This window comes from Granulicella sp. dw_53 (genome assembly GCF_018449545.1).
Classification (GTDB): domain Bacteria; phylum Acidobacteriota; class Terriglobia; order Terriglobales; family Acidobacteriaceae; genus Edaphobacter.
In genome coordinates, this window is the sequence record NZ_JAAVUR010000006.1 from 48,646 (window position 1) to 69,296 (window position 20,651).

Consider the following 20,651-nt stretch of genomic DNA (forward strand, 5'->3'; position numbering starts at 1 on the left):
AGGGGCTTCATCTCATTAACAACACGTAAAGTATGTACAGACGCTCGGAGTTACATATGAAGTCGTTGCACCCCGCCTTACTAGCATTGGTTCTCCTGTTCGCCCCCTTCACCTCGCAAACCTCTGCCGCTCAGGCTGGCGCCCCGAATCAAGTGAATCTCACCATCGACACCAAAGCCCCTACGACTCCATTCCCACACTTTTGGGAGCAGGTCTTCGGCTCCGGCCGCGCCGTCCTCTCTCTTCGCGAGAGCTATCGCAACGACCTCCGCACTGTAAAGCAAGCCACCGAGCTCAACGCCGTACGCTTCCACGGCATCTTCATGGATGACTTAGGCCTCTACGACCCTGACCGCAAGCCCATCAAGTTCGCGCAGATGGCAAACTCCAACGCGACGACTCCAGAGTCATCCGACATCGGGAGCTATAACTTCTCCTACGTCGACCAGATCTACGACGGCCTGCTCGCCAACGGCGTCCGCCCTTTCGTCGAGCTCAGCTTCATGCCCAAGAAGATGGCGGCCGATCCCGCCGCCTTGCACGCCTTCTGGTACAAGCAGAACGTCTCCCCACCCAGCGACTACAAGCTTTGGGATGCCATGATCACCGCCTTCGCCCAGCACCTCATCGAACGCTATGGAATCAACGAGGTCTCCACCTGGTCCTTCGAAGTATGGAACGAGCCCAACATCGACTTCTGGGCCGGCAACCCCAAACAACCCACCTACTTCGAGCTCTACGACCACACCGCACTCGCCCTCAAAAAAGTCAGCACCCGCATCCGCATCGGTGGCCCTTCCACAGCACAGGCCGCATGGGTCACCGTTTTCCTCGCTCACTGCAAAGAGAAAAACATCCCCGTAGACTTCGCCTCCACCCACGTCTACGCCAACGACACCGCCAAAGACGTCATGGGAACCGACGAGCAGATTCCCCGCGACCAGATGGTCTGCCGCTCCGTCCGCAAGGTTCACGACGAGATCGCCGCCTCTCCTTACCCCAAGATTCCCCTCATCTTCAGCGAATACAACGCCAGCTACGCCAACGAGCCCAACGTCACCGACTCTATCTACATGGGACCCTGGCTCGCGACCACCATCAGCCAGTGCGACGGTCTCACCGAGTCCATGAGCTACTGGACCTTCTCCGATGTCTTTGAAGAACAAGGTGTCATCCGCACTCCGTTCTACGGCGGCTTCGGCCTCATCGCGGAAGATGGCATCCCCAAACCCGCATTCAACGCCTTCGCCATGCTCCATCGCCTCGGCACGCAGCGCATCAAGCTCGACTCGGACTCCGCCCTCGCCACCCGCACGGCAGACGGCGCGCTGGCCCTCGCCCTCTGGAACTATGCACCGCCAGCAGGAACTGGTGCCGCCTACACTCCATCTCCCACCAGCCTCGGTGCCTCTAAGTCCTTCAGCCTCAAGCTCACCGGAGCAGCTCCCAACGCCGCTGTAAAAATCTGGCGACTCGACGCCGACCACGGCAACGTCATCAAAGCTTATGACGCCATGGGCCGCCCCGCCTTCCCAACCCGGCAGCAGCTCACCGCACTCCGCGCTGCAGGCCAGCCATCGCCTCCTGAGACAGCTACGCTCCGCGCGGGAAGCCTCCAGCTCAGCATTCCTCCGCAAGGGCTCGTGCTGATTACCGTAGGCGGCACCCGCTGAAGTTCTTCACACATCGAAATGAAGGTTGGATACGTCCCATAAACAGGGCCTTCCCAACAAGGCCAGCGATGAAGACTGGAAGCCTGCACGAATGAAAGATTCTGCCTCTCAAAACATCACGCGGCGCGGTGCCTTCCGGTTGATCGGAGCGGGCCTTCTCTCTGCCACCGCGGCCTCTCCCGGCGCACACGCCGCCCAGGCCCCGCGGCGCCGGGCATCGTCTCCAGCGGGCTCGCTTAGCCCGTCCGACATCGGCTTCCTAGACGACATGCAACGTGCAGCCTGCCTCTACTTCATGGAGCAGGTCGACCCCGCCAGCGGCCAGGTTCTGGATCGCGCCTCCAACAAGACCTCCACCGGAAAACTCGACAGCCGCGCCGCCGGCAGCATCGCCGCCACAGGCTTCGGCCTCAGCGCCCTTTGCATCGCCGACAAGCGCGCCTACGCCCCCTCCGATGTCATCCGCAAACAGGTCCTCTCCACGCTCAACTTCCACCTCAACAACATGCCTCACGAGCGCGGCTTCTTCTCTCACTTCAACAACATCAAGACCGGGCAACCTCTCTCCTGGAGTGAGGTGTCCTCCATCGACACCGCCATCTTCCTCTGCGGAGTCCTCACCGCCCGCGCCTACTTCAATGACTCCACCATCACCTACCTCGCCACCCAGCTCTACAATCGCGTCGAATGGTCCTGGATGCTCAACGGCGGCGACACCTTCTCCATGGGCTGGCACCCCGCCACCGGCTTCCTCCCCCTCCGTTGGGACCACTACTGCGAGTTGATGATGCTGTACCTCCTCGCCATCGGCTCCCCGACCAATCCCATCTCGCCCGATCACTGGAACAACTTCACGCGCCCCCGCATGCGCTTCGACACCTTCAACTACATCAGTGGACGTGATCCTCTCTTCGTCCATCAGTACTCGCACGCCTGGTTCGACTTCTCCGGCAAACGCGACGCCTACGCCAACTACTTCAACAACTCCGTCACCGCCACCCGCGCCCACAAAGCCTGGTGTCTCAGCCTCAACCGCGGCTACGACGACGACTACTGGGGCGTCTCCGCCTCCGACTGGGCACACGGATACACCGCATGGGGCGGCCCGCCCTTGATGGGCCCCGTCGATGGCTCGGTCGTACCCGCCGCCGCCGCTGGATCACTTCCCTTCCTCCCCACGGAGTGCGTGCGCGTCCTCCGCTCCCTGAAGCAAAAATTCGGCAAGGATGCCTGGGGCCGCTACGGTCCCTGCGACTCCTTCCATCCCGATCAGCTCTGGTACGATCCCGACGTCCTCGGCATCGACCTCGGCATCGGTCTCCTCATGGCAGAAAACCTTCGCAGCCGCTTCGTCTGGAATACCTTCATGCAGAACCCGGAGCCCGTTAACGCCATGAACCTCTGCGGCTTCCACACCGTCTAAAGTCTCTCGCCCTTCTTCTGTAGAAGGGACGCATTTGTTACGTCAATATCGAAAGCGCTTTTCGAAGAACTGATCATCGGCCAATTATCAAAAGAAGTTCGTCTCTTATAAAGAAAAGAGCGCCAGCATCTGCATGCTGACGCCCTTCTGATTTGAAGCAATGCAGCTAACTACTGATCGTTACCTTGGGTCTGCTCCGCTGGAACAGCCTTGAGGTATCCGAAGAGACCTTGCGTCTCACCGTGAACGCCAGCAGCAAAGTACAACTCCTCACTCGGCGCACCCGCTGGATCGTAGTTACCTGGCCCAGATGCGTTTCCGAAGCTCAGCCCCCACAGCCCATTGATGGCAATAGGCGCGCCGCTCGCATCTTCAAGCAGACCGAGGAAGTGCCCAGATGCGAGATCGTAGGCAGCGATGACGCCGCTATTCGGAGTCGCACCGGCATTCGCGAATTGGCCGATGAGCAACGCATGGCTGAAGGTCCCAAAGTCGTTGGGAGCCAGCGTTACGGCCCATGGCACATTCAATTGATCGCCGTTATCGAGACGCCTCAACAACTGTCCAGCCGAGGTGAAGATATCGACACGACCGAAACCAGGCCCAGCCATCGGCCTGGGGTTACCCTCTACCTGCAAGGCATAGGTCACAACAATGTCGTTCCCAATGTTTTGCACGTTGAAGGGGCTATAGCCAGCCGGCAGCTCGGCATCGGCGAAAGCGGCATTTCCAGGTGCCGGATGAGCTCCATCCAGGTGAACGATGTGGAAGGAGTTGTCATAGACATCGATGCGCTTCAGGCTGTTGTTCGCAAGATACAAAAAGCGAGTTCCCTCCACCGTGGCACTGGTAATACCCGTGTAGACCGAACCATCCTTCGTCGCTGCAACCGTAACCGCGTGGGTGGAAGGTGGCGCTGCACCGTCCGCCAGAGCAATGGTGGGATTCCACGCCGCGATCGTTCCGTCGATCGTCGCAAAGAGGAACTGCGCCGCCACGCCATTGGAGAGGACGAAATCCGCCGCGCTGCTATTGGAGATTGTGCCGGTGGGAGACCCAATCTTAGTGGTCTTGTTATTAGGACTTACTGGAATTGTAACTATGAGTGGATTCACCATTCCAGCGCCGTTGTAGAGCGTGCTAAATCCGGTGACGTTATCTGAAACCCACCAGGCGCCGGCAGCAGTACGGGAGATGCCCCAGGGATTGACGAGCTTGGCATCGGTAACTGGGGCCGCACCCGAAACATTGGCTACGAGATTCACTTCCGTGTAATGCTGTCCGTATGCAACGGCTCCTACCGCGAAAGGAACCAAGCTAGCGGCCGCGAAATGCAATAACTTCTTCATCTTCAAGTCTCCATTTGTAAAGCCCCGACGTCTTCATGCCTCTCTGATCGACACAGTGTCGTCAAACGGCTGGAATCCAACTACAAGGGGGAGCGGAGTTGGAATTCGGATCGTCCGCTGTTGCAGATTCTCCGCTGTAAGAACAGAGCCGCCCCACCTATATTCCAGACGTGACAGGGTTGTGACATGTATAGGAAAGGCCACCCCGGAAGGAAAACCTAAGGCGCTAGTTACTGCGCAGTGACTCTAAATAAACAAGCCACGATGGAGCGCACAGAAACTGCCCAGCACCCTACCGAAGTAACTGATTCTTAGTGCAAGCCCCAATAGGGTTTCTTTGTCGGGATTATTCCAAGCGGTTTGCAATAATTTTTCCAACTCATCTGCTCAGGCTTTTCCACCCAATACGATGTTTTTTCATGTGACTAAAGGACAAACCATTCTGGCGTTTTGTGAAAGGCCGGGATGACGACTAGACGTTATCGTGAAGCTGTCCAGGAGTGCCTTATGGTCAGTCTTTGGCTTACAATAGTCAGTAAGATCGATATCTTAGGGTGGCCTCTCCTTATTCGCTTCTTTGTTGCTCTAGGGAGATTTACGTAAAAATACGTGTCTCCGATAGCCAAGTAATTCCGAGCCACATGAGGCAAGATCGACGCATTGATGTGCCGGTCTTATTGGCTTTTGTCTTTTGAGCTGTTCGACTGGAGACCAAGCCGATCCTCAAAGATATCGCCGCGAAATTCCACCATGACAGAATTGCTGGAGTCCACCTTCGAGACGATTTGGGACGATGGAACATTTGTCCTATCGCACGCGAGCCTACAAGAGGGTCAGGTTCCAATCCTGGCGATCAGTTCGACACATGTGCAATCGACGCCGGGAAGCGTCGCTCAGCTTGAGCATGCATATGCTTTGCGTGAGGAATTAGATTCCGCATACGCCGCGCGCCCCTTCGAATTGGTCTCTCATCAGGGCAAGTTGACACTACGGATGGAGCATCCCGGCGGAGAGCTTCTCGCCGCCATGCTCGGAAGCCCATGGGAGTTGGAACAGTTTCTTCGTGTCGCCATTGGTCTTGCAGCATCTCTCAGTCTCCTCCACGAGCGCGGGATCGTCCACAAAGACATCAAGCCGACGAACATCCTGGTAAACAAAGAGACGGGCGAAGCGTGGCTGATGGGCTTCGGAGTTGCATCGCGTCTCGCGCGTGAGAGACCGGCCTCTGGGCCTCCGTCGATCATGGTCGGAACGCTTCCATATATGGCGCCAGAGCAGACCGGGCGCATGAACCGGTCGATCGATTCGCGGAGCGATCTCTATTCCTTCGGAATAACGCTGTATGAGATGCTCACGGGGGTACTGCCATTTACGGCCTCCGATCCAATGGAATGGATCCACTGTCACGTTGCGAGGCCTCCAGTGCCAATAAGCGAGAGAGTGGATGGAGTCCCCGTTGCCGTCTCCGCGATTTTATCGAAGCTGATGTCTAAGAACGCCGAGGACCGATATCAGACCGCTACGGGCGTCGAGAAGGATCTACAGAGATGTCTCGACGAATGGAGGTCACGAGGAAACATCGCCCCCTTTCCACTTGGCACAGAGGACGTCTCAAGCCGCCTCCTGATTCCGGAGAGACTCTACGGTCGCGAGTCTCAGGTAAACCTACTCATCTCCGCCTTCGACCGCGTCTTTAATTCCGGCACACCGCGGCTTGTACTCGTCTCGGGCTACTCCGGCATCGGCAAATCTGCTGTAGTGAACGAGCTGCAAAAGACACTGATCTCACCGCACAGCCTCTTCGCCTCCGGCAAGGTCGACCAACACAAACGCGACATCCCCTACGCCACACTGGCCCACGCACTCCGGCCCCTTGTCCTCCGCATCCTTGGTCAGAGCGATACAGAACTCGCGCGCTGGCGCTCTTTGTTCCAGGAAGCCGTGGGAATGAATGGCCAACTCATCGTGAATCTCATTCCTGAAGTCGAGCTCGTCGTTGGGAAGCAGCCACCGATTGTGGACCTCCAGCTCCGCGACTCGCAGAACCGCTTCAAGACGGTACTCCGCAGATTCCTTTGCGTTTTTGCCCAGCGGGAACATCCCCTTGCGCTCTTCCTCGACGACCTGCAGTGGTTGGATACTGCAACCCTTGAGCTGCTGCAACATCTACTAACGGAACCTGAGATACGATATTTTCTATTGATCGGCGCGTATCGGAGCAACGAGGTCAGTTCCACCCATCCTCTTACGAGGACTCTACAGGCAATCCGCAAGGCTGAAGTTGGAATGGATGAGATTACATTGGCCGCCCTTCCTCTCGACGATATTGGCAGACTCGTAGCCGACACACTACATTGCAAGCGCGAACATGCAGAGTCCCTCACCGAGCTTGTATACGAGAAGACCGGGGGCAATCCATTCTTCGCTTTGCAGTTTCTCAGTACCTTGACCGAACAGAAGCTCATCGTGTTTGACGTCAAAGCAGCGGTCTGGACCTGGAATCTCGAACGCATCCGCGCTAAGAGCCATACCGACAATATCGTCGAACTGATGATCGACAAACTGAATCGTCTGTCTGGAGCCACGCGGGAGGTCCTGAAGCAACTCGCATCCCTGGGGAACAGTGCAGACACATCGACGCTGGCGATAGTTCACGGGGTATCGGAGGACGAGATTCACTCGGCACTCTGGGAAGCCGTGAACCTCGGACTCGTCTTCGGTCAAGATGGCGCGATCTACACATTCCTGCATGACCGGATCCAGGAGGCAGCGTACGCACTTGTCCCGGAAGAGGAGCGCGCCGCAGTCCATCTCCGGATCGGCAGATTACTCGCTGCGAACATTCCATTGGAGAAGCGCGAGGAGATGGCCTTCGAGATTGTGAATCAGTTTAACCGCGGCGCCGTTTTGATCTCATCGAAAGGGGAGCGCGAGCAGGTCGCCGAACTCAACCTAGCTGCGGCGAACCGTGCCAGGACAGCGACAGACTACGCCTCATCGCTCATCTACCTCGCCACTGCCAAGTCGCTGTTGCCGCAGGACCACTGGGAGAGCTGTTACTCACTTACCTATGCAATAGAACTCAGCCAAGCTGAGTGCGAATTCCTGACCGGCGAGATAGCCGCCGCGGAAGAAAGGCTATCGACGTTAGCAGGGCATGCAGCCTCCCTGGCCGACAAAGCCGCTGTGACACGCTTGCGCGTGGCGATCTACACGACGTTAGACCAATCGGATCGTGCATTGGAGATCGGCCTCGAGTACCTGCGCAATGTCGACATCGAATGGTCCGCGCATCCGACGGACACAGAAGTTGAGCTCGAATGGGAGCAGATGCGACACCTGCTCGGAAGACGCACCGTTGAAGAGCTGATCGATCTTCCATGGATGAGCGATCCAGTTTGGCGTGCAACGATGGACGTCCTCGTAGAGCTCGCACCTCCGGCACGATTCACGGACGGAAATCTGCACCATCTTCTTCTTCTTCGCATGACGAATCTCAGCCTGGAATACGGCAACAGCGACGGATCATGCTACGCCTATGTCTGTCTCACCATTGTTCTGGGGTACCGGTTCAACGACTATCAAACAGGGTTCCGCTTTGGCAGGCTCGGCGTCGACCTGGTAGACAGCCGCGGCTTGGATCGCTTCAAAGCGCGTGTCTACATGTGCTTCGGCCTCCTGATGCCGTGGACGAAACACACGTCATCCGCTCAAGAGTGGATGCGCCGCAGCTTCACAACAGCCAACGGTATGGGCGACCTGACCTACGCTGCCTATAGCGTGAAAAATCTGATCACGAACCTCTTCGTCTCCGGAGTTCCATTAGGCGAGCTTCTGCAGGAAGCGGAGGACGGTCTCGCCTTCTCCCGCAAGGCAAAGTTCGGTCTCGTCATCGACAGCTTCATGGGACAGCTCACGCTGATCCGCGCACTTCGCGGGCAAACAGATCTCGTCGTCGACAGCGACGATGAGACGGACAATGTTAGGTACGGACAACACCCGGCCGCAAAGTCGCACCTGTCTTTTCCCGCCTGTTGCTTCTGGATTCACAAGCTGCAAACGCGCTTCTTTGCGGGAGACTACGCAGGTGCAATCGAAGCAGCGATCAAAGCACAGGATCTTCTCTGGGCGGCGAAGTCCTTCCTGGAAGAGGCGGAATATCACTTCTATGCTGCACTGGCGCGGACCGCGGCATGGTACACGACACACGACGATCGACGGCGCGAGCACACCGAAGCGCTCCTCAGCCATCACAAACAGCTTGTTGTATGGGCGAAGAACAGCCCGGAGAACTTCGCAAACCGCGCAACGCTCGTTGCCGCTGAGATCGCACGCATTGAAGACAGAACATCGGATGCAGAAGAACTCTACGCGCTGGCCATTCGGCTGGCACAGGAACAAGGCTTTATTCAAAACGAAGCATTGGCGAACGAACTCGCATCCCGGTTCTACGACACGCGTGGCCTGGCAACGATCTCTCATGCTTACCTGCGCAACGCGCGGAATTGCTATCTCCTCTGGGGCGCCGATGGTAAAGTGCAACAATTGGACCGGCTTCATCCGCACCTCCGAGAAGAATCAACGGCGCTGGATGCTACGTCGACGATCGGAACGCCAGTCGAACACTTGGATCTCGCAACCGTCATCAAAGTCTCCCAGGCGCTATCCGGCGAGATCGTCCTCGAGAAACTGATCCAGACACTCATGAGGAGTGTGGTCGAACACGCCGGCGCGGAACGAGCCCTCCTGATCATTCCGCAAGGCGATACACGGCGGATCGAAGCAGAGGCTACGACCAGCAGGGAGGGAATCACCGTCCGTCTGGTCGGAAAAGCCGTGACGTCTTCAGACCTCCCCGAATCCATCCTGAAGTATGTCGTTCGAACTCAGGAGACCGTGATCCTGGATGACGCATTAGCCGCGAACCTCTTCTCCTCCGACAGCTATATCGCGCAAAGGCGCGTACGCTCCATCCTCTGTCTGCCACTGATCAAACAAGCCATGGTCGTGGGTATATTGCATCTGGAGAGCTCCACCACATCCTATGCATTCACTCCGGATCGGATTGAAGTCCTGAAACTCTTGACCTCGCAGGCTGCTATCTCCATAGAAAACGCACGGCTCTATACCGACCTGCAGGCATCGGAGGACCGTCTGCGTCTTGCGATCGACACTATCCCCGCGATGGTTTGGAGCAATTCAGCGGATGGCTCTGTTAAGTTCATCAATCGACGCTGGCAGGAATATACCGGCCTGCTGGACGGTCAGGCACTTGGAAAAGGCTGGCTTGCTGCAATTCATCCCGATGACGTTGCGGGAGCGGCTGAGATCCGGCGTCAGGGTCTTGCCACCGGAACGTCCTATGAGTTTGAGGCCCGCATTCGCCGTGCCGACGGAGTGTATCGCTGCTTCTTGGTCCGCCTCTTTCCGTTGCGCGATGACACGGGAAATATTGTGGGATGGTATGGAAGCAACGCCGATATTGAAGACCGCAGACGAGCAGAAGAAGCACTCCAGATAGCCTTCGAAGAGATCAAGGAGCTTAAGGATGAACTCTACAGAGAGAACATAGCTCTCAAAGAAGAGATCGAACAATCCTCCATGTTCGAAGAGATCGTCGGCTCCTCTCCCGCGTTGGAGACCGTACTCAACCGTGTCTCCAAGGTTGCGCCCACCGACTCGACAGTCCTTATCACGGGCGAGACCGGTACCGGTAAAGAGCTCATCGCGCGCGCCATCCATAAGGCCTCGCTTCGCTCTCAGCGTCCCTTTGTAAGCGTAAACTGCGCGGCGATTCCCCAGGCACTGATCGCATCGGAGTTGTTTGGCCATGAAAAGGGCGCCTTCACCGGCGCTCAACAACGGCGCCTTGGACGCTTTGAACTGGCCGATGGAGGCACGGTCTTTCTCGATGAGATTGGTGAACTTCCATTGGAGACGCAGATTGCGCTTCTGCGAGTTCTGCAAGAGCGGGAATTTGAACGGGTCGGCGGAAATAGGCTCATTCGAACCGATGTAAGAGTGATCACCGCCACCAACCGCGACTTACAGGCCGCTATTGCCGATGGCACATTTCGCAGCGACTTCTTCTATCGCCTCAACGTATTTCCAATTGAGCTTCCTCCACTGCGCGAGCGCAAGGAAGACATCCCCATGCTGGTCGAATCCTTTATCGATCGTTTTGCGAGGAAGGCAGGAAAAAAGATTCGCAGGATAAGAAAGACGACCATGGACCGGTTGATGTCTTACTCCTGGCCGGGAAACATCCGTGAACTACAGAATGTGATCGAGCGCTCGGTAATTATCTGTGAGACGGAAGACTTCACAGTCGATGAAAGCTGGCTCGATAGCAACTCCGATCCGGCCCCACAAACAGATCACCCTGTAATTCAGATCCCCACAGACCTCAGCGAAAAAGAGCTCATCGAAGCCGCCTTGGCTGCGAGCGAAGGTCGAGTATCAGGACCTTCAGGCGCCGCAATCAGGCTGAATATGCCGGCATCGACCCTCGACTACAAGATCCGGAATCTCAAAATAGATAAGTATCGCTTCAAGCCCGAGTAACTGCACTTATGTGATGCTCAGTACCGAACGTCGCGGCCTAAGTACTTTGAGCGTGACTAGTACTCGTTCCGGCGATTCTTGATCTCAACCTAGATCCTCTCAGACGGTACAGGCTCAGGAAGCGTTGTATTCATAATGCACCTCTCATTTCTATTTAGCTCTATTTGTTACTAGATAAGCCACCTGACTTACTAACTTACAAAAACTAGTCAAAATTGTAGTCTTGCCAACATCGAGCAAGATCTGCCTAAGACGCCAACGATAGCTTATATACGACGCGCACTTCATTGTTCTTCGCAGACCACGCGCGAACGACTTTCGGCGTCTATTCCAGAACGTCGATAGACATCAATAAAAAGACGAATCCAACTTATAGACACTCACAGAGAAGATGCGAGGAGAATTAGCATGGCGACTATGCTGAACGAAAAGCCGAACGCCGAGGAACTGCCGTCGACCGGGGCAGCCGGCATGATCCTGGATGGGCGTTACTTACCGCCGCCGGAGGACAAAGACGGAAAGATATGGATCAGGACCTCCGCACTGATCCAGGCAGAACCCCAGAACCTGTACGAACTATGGCGAAACGTTGAAGCCGCACCCTCCTGGCAGGAGCAGATAACTCAGGTCATAGCGACCGGGGAACGCACTTCGCATTGGGCCATGGAATCGGACGGCAAGACAATCGAGTGGGACGCCGAGATACTGGCAGATGAGCCTGGAAAGCGTATCGCGTGGCATTCCATCGGTGGCGACGCGGACACCGCAGGCGAAGTCATCTTTGAAGTAGCTCCGGGAGGTCACGGCACCATGGTGACGGTCTTGCAGGAGTTCCGTATGGGGAAACTAACCAGCGCATGGGAGACCATCGTCGGACGAAACCCCAAGCAGGCAGTCATCGAGAATCTGCGCCACTTCAAAGCACTCGCTGAGACAGGGGAGATACCAACCATCCAAGGTCAACCTAACTACGACCGCGGCATGATCGGAAAACTCAAAGCATCGACTTACGGAGAAACAGTTCCAACTCCTTCCGGAACGAACAGTCTCTAATCGAGCGGCCCTACCTGAACAAGAACTCGGAGGAACTATGAAAGCTGTATGTTGGATGGGAACAAGTAAGGTCGAGACTCTCACAGTACCGGATCCACAGCTCTTGAATCCTCACGATGCAATCATCAAGATCACCCGCACTGCGATCTGTGGCTCTGACTTGCATCTTTACGACGGGTTTATCCCCACGATGGAAGCTGGGGATGTGTTGGGTCATGAGTTCATGGGAATCGTCGAGGAAGTCGGCAAAGATGTGACGAACCTCCGCCGTGGCGACCGTGTTGTTGTGCCCTTTACGATCGCATGCGGCTCCTGTCTCTTCTGCAAGAAGAAGCTCTGGGCAGCGTGTGACAATACAAACCCCAACGCTCATCTCGCGGAGGCGTCCTACGGATACTCCGGATCCGGACTATTCGGTTACTCCCACATGATGGGTGGTTACGCTGGTGGCCAGGCCCAATACGCACGCGTTCCATTCGCCAACGTCGGACCGCTCAAGATCGAGAGTGATCTGCCAGACGAGAAGGTTCTCTTTCTATCCGATATCTTCCCAACTGGATATATGGCGGCAGAGAATGCGCAGATCCAGCCAGGCGACACAGTCGCCGTCTGGGGTTGCGGACCGGTAGGCCAGTTTGCGATCGCGAGCGCCTTCATGCTCGGCGCGGCCAGGGTGATTGCCATCGATCGGTTTCCCGAAAGACTGCAGATGGCTCGAAGCCTGGGCGCTATCACAGTCGATTACTCCGAAGAGGATGTAAGTGTCTTGACCGCTTTGAAGGATCTCACCGGCGGTATCGGACCCGACTCATGCATCGATGCCGTTGGATTAGAAGCACACTCATCCCAGTTACAAGGCGTCTACGACAAGGTGAAGTCCGCCTTGATGTTAGAGACAGATAGACCCAGTGTCCTGCGACAGGCGATTCAGGCAGTGCGTAAAGGTGGAACGCTCTCCATCCCAGGCGTATACGGCGGCCTGCTGGACAAGGTACCGTTCGGCTCAGCCTTCGGAAAGGGCATCACGATGAAGATGGGACAGACTAACATGCAGACCTATATGAGGCCTCTGCTGGAGCGGATAGAAAAAGGCCAGATCGATCCGAGTTACATCATCTCCCACCGCATTACGTTGGAACAGGCGCCGGAGATGTACAAGATTTGGAGAGATAAGAAAGAGACCGTCACAAAGATCGTCATCGATCCATGGGCGGAAAACCGCGTATGAGGGATGGCAGCATATAGATACGATCCTTAGCTCCAGACATAGGGGGTCGAAGGAAGAGAGGCTTTCCATTGTGTATTACAACTTATCTTTTACTAGAACGTATGAAGGTCTGCTAAGAGTTACCGCCGCGATCGATTCAGCCCAAGAAGAAGCCTTGGCGATCTTCGAAGACGACAGAGCATTTCTGTCACTCGTCAAACACAGCGGGCTTGGACCTGAAGCTGTGGCCACGGTCGAGAGGGCCGTGGTCATAGCTTTTAGTCCATCCGGTCCGCCTACTTACTGCGAGCAACTGCAACTCACAGACCAACAACTCCGATTCCTCCGTCTCGGAATGGCCCTTAAGCTATCAGCATAACCAGCTCAGTAGCAGCCTCTTACGAACCGGAACGAAGCATCTAACCCATGCATACGATAGACACGTAGAATAGATCATGCCTTTCCCACATGCTCCCGCGAGCACGTCTTCCATCACCTCCGGCCCCCATCCAATCCGCTTCAACTTCGAAAACACCTACGCCCGCTTGCCGGAGCGCTTCTACTCCCGCCTCAATCCGACGGCCGTCCCGACCCCACGCCTGATCAAGGTAAATGTAGAACTAGCCCGAGCCCTGGGGCTGGATCCTGAAGCTCTTGCAAGCCCAGAGGGCGTGCAGGTCCTGTCCGGCAACCGCCTAGCCGAGGGGTCCGAGCCTCTGGCCATGGCCTACGCCGGACATCAGTTCGGGTACTTCGTGCCTCAGCTCGGCGATGGCCGCGCCAACCTGCTCGGAGAGGTGGTTGGATCTAACGGCCTGCGCTACGACATCCAGCTCAAAGGCTCCGGCCCTACCCCCTTCTCCCGCCGCGGCGACGGCAGAGCCTCGCTTGGTCCAGTCCTGCGCGAGTACATCGTAAGCGAGGCCATGGCGGCACTCGGCGTCCCAACAACGCGTGCCCTGGCCGCGGTCACCACCGGCGAAGAGGTCCTGCGCGAAGAGGCCTTTCCCGGAGCCATTCTGACCCGTGTCGCAGCGAGCCACCTGCGCGTGGGCACCTTCCAGTACTTCTCCGCACAGGACGATGTAGAAGGGACGCGCATACTCGCGGACTACGCCATCGCCCGCCACTACCCTGGCGCGGCACACACGAAGCATCCATACCGGGCTCTGCTGGACGGCGTGATCGCCCGGCACGCGGCACTGGTCGCACAATGGATGCTCCTTGGCTTCGTTCACGGCGTGATGAACACCGACAACACCTCCATCTCCGGCGAGACCATCGACTACGGCCCTTGCGCCTTCATGGAGAACTACGATCCCAACACGGTCTTCAGCTCGATCGACCATCAAGAACGCTACGCCTATAGCAACCAACCCCGCGTCGCGCTTTGGAACCTGACCCGCCTCGCCGAGACATTGCTACCCGTCTTCGCGCAGGAACTGGGCGACGAAGCGTCCGCACTAGCCTCAGCCAAAGAAGCGCTCGCTGCCTTCACTCCCCAATTCGAAGCAGCTCGCCTCGCCGGTCTGCGCCGCAAACTTGGCCTCGTCACCGAGCGCAAAGAAGATGCGGCACTGGCAGAGGACCTCCTGAATCGCATGGCCGCCAACCGCGCCGACTTCACCTTAACCTTCCGCCGCCTCTGCGGCGCAGCGGCAGGACCAGAAGGAGACAAAGAAGTTCGCACCCTCTTCTCCGACCCAGGCGCCTATGATGCATGGGCCACTGGATGGCGCAGACGCTTGGAAGAAGAGCCCATCGCCTCGGCACAACGCGCCGCAACAATGCGCATGGCAAACCCTGCCTTCATCCCCCGCAACCACATGGTAGAGGCAGCGCTCGACGCCGCCGTCGAGCAACAAAATCTTCAGCCATTCGAAGACTTACTGGACGTAGTGTCGCGTCCCTACGAGGACAGGCCAAATCTGGAGCGGTACACCAAACCAGCCCGCCCCGAAGAGCGCGTCAACCATACCTTCTGCGGAACATAAGTGCCGGGAAGGTAGAACCACGCAAACCTTCTTCTCTTCAAAAAACTACCCGGTGCTGCGTCTCAACAGCACAACCCTGATACATCGGAACGAGTTATCAATCTTCGAGGCGAAAAACCTTGTTGGCTTAAGATGTCGTGGAATCAAAACGCTTGCCCATTGTTATTCAATCGCTCGCTAGTAGTTGTTCTCGCGAGTTAAGTCTACGAAGAAGGATTGGATTTCTACCTGCATGTGGAAGTCGGCGCGGCTGTAGCGATTTATTTACCACTCCACTAGGTAGAAGCGAAGCTACCAATCTGCATCTTTATTTGAGGTAAGTCTGGATGCGTAAGCCACACATCAAATCAGTTATCGACAGTTTGAGAGAGCCTTGGTTCATCGGATCTCCGCTAGGGCCGAAATACGGTGTTCTTCTGACCGACGCCTTGGCCCTGCGCCAGGATAGAGACGCCTTGGAAAGAGCGTTGGCCTTGGGTGATTACAATGTACACACTGCGTCCAATAAGAATCAGAGGATGGCCTTAAGGGCCGTGTTACTCGCTTCATTCCTGATGAAACAGCACCCCCTTTCCTTACGGAACCGGCTGTACGACAGATATAAAGACGTAGATGTGCCCTTCCTGGTACAAGGGTTTAAACATCTGTTTCCTGCCATCGTTGACACAAATCGAAGCTCTTGGGCGCCCAATAATCTCACTGACCCGACAACACTAAACCCATACCTGAGACCTAGAGACTGGACAACTGGTGGAGCGCCGCTCTATAGATTTATAGTCCACGGTGTACGCCACCAGTCGGAGGTTCTGGACGCACCAATACCCACGCTCTCAAGATGGTTGTGCATTAGCATGTGCTTGCTGAGCAACACCAAGCCAGCAAGCTTCTCCAATCATGGTTTAATACTCGGCGTTCCCGCCACAAATATCATCACCACGTCGCCATCCGATCAATGGTTCGACAACTACGCTGGAACAGATAGAAGCATAAAAGCACCAGGCGTCTCCTTGTCCGACCATATTATTGACAAGAACCTCCGCATCGGGGGATTGCTGACGCCTACTCAAATCATCAATCGCCAAGGGACACAGGCCGCATTGCAAAACTTTGTCGGCGACGCGTTGACAGAGTATAACGAGATCATTGTCTGCGGCATTCCGAATATGGTGATGCCTTTTGGTGGCAGGACGGGTCCGCTGCAATTGCTGGGAACCTTCATACAAACGCGGATGAATGGCACTCTACCTGGTTTCTATGAAGGATCCCAAGGCAATTTTAAGTTAGTCGAAACGGCTGCTATGGCATGCGCTCGTCGACACAGCGTTCCTCTTCTCTATCTGCCAAACCCGGCTCTCGGATAACTAGCGCGTTCGTACCACCAGAACGTAGCAGCTGGCTTCAAGCGATAACTACAGCGATTGGGCGGACCCATGGAATCAGGTCCGCCCGATCGGTTAGAAGTGGAGCCGCAACACGAACTCCATGGTGCGAGGATCGGTTGTGGTGGTCACCTGACCGAAATTGTTCCCTAAAGGCGGGTAGCTTCCGTCTGGAAGAGGAGCGCCCAGCGTAGCGACGTTCGAAGAGCCGACCGAGAAGAACGACAGATGGTTTGGAACGTTGAACATCTCGGCCCGGAACTCCAGTCCAATCTGTTCATGAATCGCAATGTTCTTCTGCAGCGCTGCATCCCAGTTGTTGAACAGCGGTCCCTTGATGGCGTCGTAACCCAGGTTGCCATAGGTCCCTGGAGCCGGCGCTGCGAAGGCGGAAGCGTTCAAATATTGCTTGCCGTTATGAGCGTATGGATTGCCAATCAGATTCGGACGTTGCTGCGCGACGTTGGAAGTAGTTACCAGGTTTCCAGCGACCGACAGGCCGGAGGGTTGAACCACATTGATTGGCAGACCGTTCGCGATGCGGGTAATTCCCGAGAGCTGCCAACCACCCAGGACCTGTTTATACCACTCGTGCTCATGCTGCCAGAACGGAATGGGATAGACATAGCTGGCGACGAAGATCTTCGGCTGGTTGTAGTTCGCCGGACCGTAGTCGCCATGGATGTTGTTGCTGTCCTGCGGCTGGAAATCGAAGGTAGAGCCATCGGTCAACGCCTTGGACCAGGTATACGACAGAGTGACGAGGCCGCCCTTGCTGAAGCGCGTCTGCAAGCGTGCCTGCAGCGAGTTGTAGTTGGAGTGTGCACCGTTGGTGTACTGGTAGATCTCGCCGTAGCCCTTGAAGGGGCGCAGAGCATTTCGGGCCACAGTAGGATTTGCATTCTCGATGCCCGCGGGTCCCTGGTTGAGATCCTTGCGATAGGTGAGATTCGTGGAACGTGACCCCACATAGTTCACCTCGACCGAGGTGTTGTCGAACAGCTTATGCTGTACGCCAACGCTGTAGTTGTGAATCCGCGGCGGTGCAAGATTGTGATCCGCCGAGTTGGAGATGTTGGTCGGCGCAGAGCTGTTGACGCCGATGGCGCCCAGGTTATCCGCATTGCCGGCACTGGCGAGCGAAGCCACAGCGGTGAACGGCAACTGAGAAACCGCGCCGTAGATGTAGTTGCCTTCGACACGCTCGTACGACATGCCATAACCGCCATGTACAACAGTCTGCTGCTTCCCGGTCAGGTCATAAGCAAATCCAACGCGCGGAGCAAAGGTGTTGTAAACGGTATTCACGATGCCACCGGGCAGGCCGTGGAACAGCGCCTGCACCTGGGGATTGTTGTACACGCTCGGCGCAACCACTTGCTTCGCCTTATCGGAAAAGCCGGTTCCCGGCAGTACAAGGCCGTTGAATGGAGCCGGAGCAGCAGTGATCAGGCCAGTCGTAGGGTTGATGGTCGCAGCCTTTGTCGCATCGTAGAAGTTCGGGTCGAAGAAGGCGGTGTTATTCGGCCAACTGGAGATAGGAGGCATGTACTGCCAGCGAAGGCCCAGGTTCAAGGTCAGCCGGCGGCTCACGGTCCAGTCATCCTGCAGATACGTCTCGAACTGCACGAAGCGGGCTTGTACTTGCGGAATGTTGCTGCCTTCGGTGTAGTTGGCGAAGTTACCGCGAACCAGATTTTCGAGTGCCGATATCGTTGTAGGAACGCCATTTATAATGGGAGCTGTCCCTGAGAACGTAAACGCACCATTCAGCTGCGGCGGCGCCGTCTGGTTCTTGCGGGCGCGCCAAAAATATGCACCTGCCTTGACAGAGTGATTCCCCAGGATGCGGGAGAAGTCATCCTTCAGCGCATAGATACGCTGCGAGTTATCGAACTGCCGGGGAGTCACGCCCGGAATACTATACCCCGTAACCGTGATCTGCGGAATGGTGGGCGAAGCGTTATACAGAGTGGCGTAGGTCAGGCCGTAGTCGGAACGGTTGATCGGCTTGTTGGCGAACTGGGAGTTTGGCCGAATGTTCCCACCCTCATTAATAATGTTTCCAGAGTAGGATCCCGTCGCAACATTCACTGTCTTGGAGTTGAAGGTGTGTGTCCAGGACAGAGAGGATGTAAGGCCCGGAATCGTTCGGTCATAGATGACATAGTTGGTTGGATTGCCGACGTTCAGCACGTTGTCGTGAACGAAGTGTCCGCTGATTTGGTTCTTCTCGTTCAGGTTGTAATCGACCTTGACCAGGTACTCCGACTGGTTGTTGTTCCCCAGGCTCAGGTAGCGGTAGTTGCCACTCGGGTCCGTCAGCACCGTCGCGGCCAAAGCACGGCCTGTTGCAGTCGACGGCCCAATGATTAAGTTTCTGGAGGGGTCAACGGGATTGATCGCAGCCGCAATCGCCGTCGGCGTGGGGACCGGTACGGTTGTAACCGTGGACGTACGCAGACGCTTGTACTCCTGGGCCGCAAAGAAGAACAGCTTGTCCCGGTTCCGATTCAGTAGACCCGGAATCCAGATGGGACCACCGATGGTGTACCCGAAGTCGTTGTACCGCAGCGGCGCTTTGATCGGAGCCTGGCTCAAAGAGCTGATCGCACGGAAAGGATAAGCCTGAACGGCATCGTTACGGATGTACTCGTACGCGCTGCCATGGAAGTCGTGACCGCCGCTCTTGATCGCGACCGAGACAGTCGCGCCCGAAGTACCGCCGTAGCTGGCATCGTAGCTGGAGGCAACGTTACGAAACTGCTGCAACGAGTCCGGCGAGATGTTGACGAAGTTGTTGCCGCCGCCGCCGTTGTCCTTGTTGTCGACGCCATCGATGAAGTAGTTCGCCGAATCGGTACGAATACCGTTGACCGACTGCGAGTTGCCATTGACGCCGTACGTGCCGAAGATGGCGAAACCACTAGCCACCGTCTGCGAGACGCCAGGCTGCAGCGTCAACAGCTGAACATAATTGCGGCCGTTCAACTGGATCTGCGTGGCCTCTGTGCTTGTGATCACGCCGCCGATCTCCGCTGTCGTCGTCTGAATCAGCACTGTATCGGCTTTCACCGCGATCGACTCGGTCACCTGCCCGACCTCAAGCTGCACCGGAACAGCAGGCTTACCGCCCACATCGACGTTCACGCCGCTGAGGATCGATTTCTTGAAACCCTGCATCACCGTCGTGACCGTGTACACACCGACCGGCAGGTTCAAGACGGTATAGTTGCCATCGTCGTTGGAGTGCACCGTGCGAGTGACGCGAGTCGCCTCATTGGTCGCGGTCACCTCCGCTTGGGGGACCGCAGCACCCGATGGATCGGTGACCACGCCAGAAATCTGCTGACTGTCCACAGCCTGGCCAAAAGCCAGACCTACGGACGATACGAATAAGACAAGTGCAATGATAAGTACCCGCTTCATTTACGACCCCCTGAAATTCAAATAGTTCTTCGGTATACAGCGCCCGTGAACGTGCTCTCTTGAAGGTCGGCACGATTCAGTTCTGCTTTGCGCTTCTTTACTACGCGGGCGAAACTATATAGGGTTGGGCACTCACACTGTCAACAAAATAAATTCCACCCTGTATTGAGGCGGTCTAGACCAAGGGAAATATCTCAAAGTCACACAGGTCGCGTCAGAAGCGCCACCAATATGTCATTGCTGCACGATGAATAAAGACTCGCCCACCCAAAACCAGGTTTAGGTCGCAAATATCCCAAAGCTGCCCATAAGCCCTCGACAACCTCTGCGAAATCAATCTTAAGCTCGTTTATTTCGAGCCCCGTGCGATCTGCATGAAAGCCAGGGAAAGCAATCGAAAATTACCGCGAGCCATTCGCGAATCCTCTTCGCCATGACTTCCAGTTCGAGTATCTTGTCGGAAAGTAGTCAGAAGCCTATAGAGCCCTGATCGAGAAAACGATCGAGCGAGCTGCCAACAACAGCCACACTTAGAAGCATCGCAAGACTTACAAGCGGCATGGATGTTGTAGTCGATCAA

Annotated in this window: 9 protein-coding genes; 7 read left to right on the forward strand and 2 right to left on the reverse strand. The window is 56.2% G+C overall.

Translation table 11 applies throughout. The annotated features are described in order from the left end of the window. The first annotated feature begins 56 nt into the window (after positions 1-56). Together HB393_RS10725 and HB393_RS10730 are read left to right on the forward strand one after the other, a co-directional pair. A complete protein-coding gene (locus HB393_RS10725) occupies positions 57-1,673 on the forward strand; it encodes a glycosyl hydrolase family 39 (RefSeq protein WP_213805170.1) in 1,617 nt (538 codons plus the stop codon). A 91-nt stretch (positions 1,674-1,764) separates the two neighbouring features. After that, positions 1,765-3,096 (forward strand): glucoamylase family protein, encoded by a 1,332-nt coding sequence (locus HB393_RS10730; RefSeq protein WP_213805171.1) that lies wholly within the window; start codon positions 1,765-1,767, stop codon positions 3,094-3,096. Positions 3,097-3,266: 170 nt separating this feature from the next. On the opposite strand, the gene HB393_RS10735 is transcribed toward HB393_RS10730, so the two are convergent. After that, positions 3,267-4,445 carry a TIGR03118 family protein gene (locus tag HB393_RS10735; protein WP_213805172.1) on the reverse strand — a complete coding sequence of 393 codons (1,179 nt, stop codon included), beginning with the start codon at positions 4,443-4,445 and terminating at the stop codon, positions 3,267-3,269. Between the two features lie 750 nt (positions 4,446-5,195). Here HB393_RS10735 and HB393_RS10740 point away from each other — a divergent pair. The 5 genes from HB393_RS10740 (at position 5,196) to HB393_RS10760 (ending at position 16,624) form a co-directional block, all read left to right on the forward strand. Further along, on the forward strand, positions 5,196-11,009 hold the full coding sequence (locus HB393_RS10740) for a sigma 54-interacting transcriptional regulator (protein WP_213805173.1): 5,814 nt from the start codon (positions 5,196-5,198) through the stop codon (positions 11,007-11,009). A 408-nt stretch (positions 11,010-11,417) separates the two neighbouring features. Beyond that, entirely contained in the window at positions 11,418-12,062 is a 645-nt protein-coding gene (locus HB393_RS10745; RefSeq protein WP_213805174.1) for an SRPBCC family protein, read from the forward strand. Between the two features lie 37 nt (positions 12,063-12,099). After that, a complete protein-coding gene (locus HB393_RS10750; RefSeq protein WP_213805175.1) occupies positions 12,100-13,290 on the forward strand; it encodes a zinc-dependent alcohol dehydrogenase in 1,191 nt (396 codons plus the stop codon). Positions 13,291-13,724: 434 nt separating this feature from the next. Next, a complete protein-coding gene (locus HB393_RS10755; RefSeq protein WP_213805176.1) occupies positions 13,725-15,263 on the forward strand; it encodes a protein adenylyltransferase SelO in 1,539 nt (512 codons plus the stop codon). An 857-nt stretch (positions 15,264-16,120) separates the two neighbouring features. Next, on the forward strand, positions 16,121-16,624 hold the full coding sequence (locus tag HB393_RS10760; protein WP_213805177.1) for a hypothetical protein: 504 nt from the start codon (positions 16,121-16,123) through the stop codon (positions 16,622-16,624). A 93-nt stretch (positions 16,625-16,717) separates the two neighbouring features. On the opposite strand, the gene HB393_RS10765 is transcribed toward HB393_RS10760, so the two are convergent. Next, positions 16,718-20,071, reverse strand: coding sequence for a carboxypeptidase-like regulatory domain-containing protein (locus tag HB393_RS10765; protein WP_213805178.1), 3,354 nt, complete (start codon positions 20,069-20,071; stop codon positions 16,718-16,720). Between the last annotated feature and the right edge of the window lie 580 nt (positions 20,072-20,651).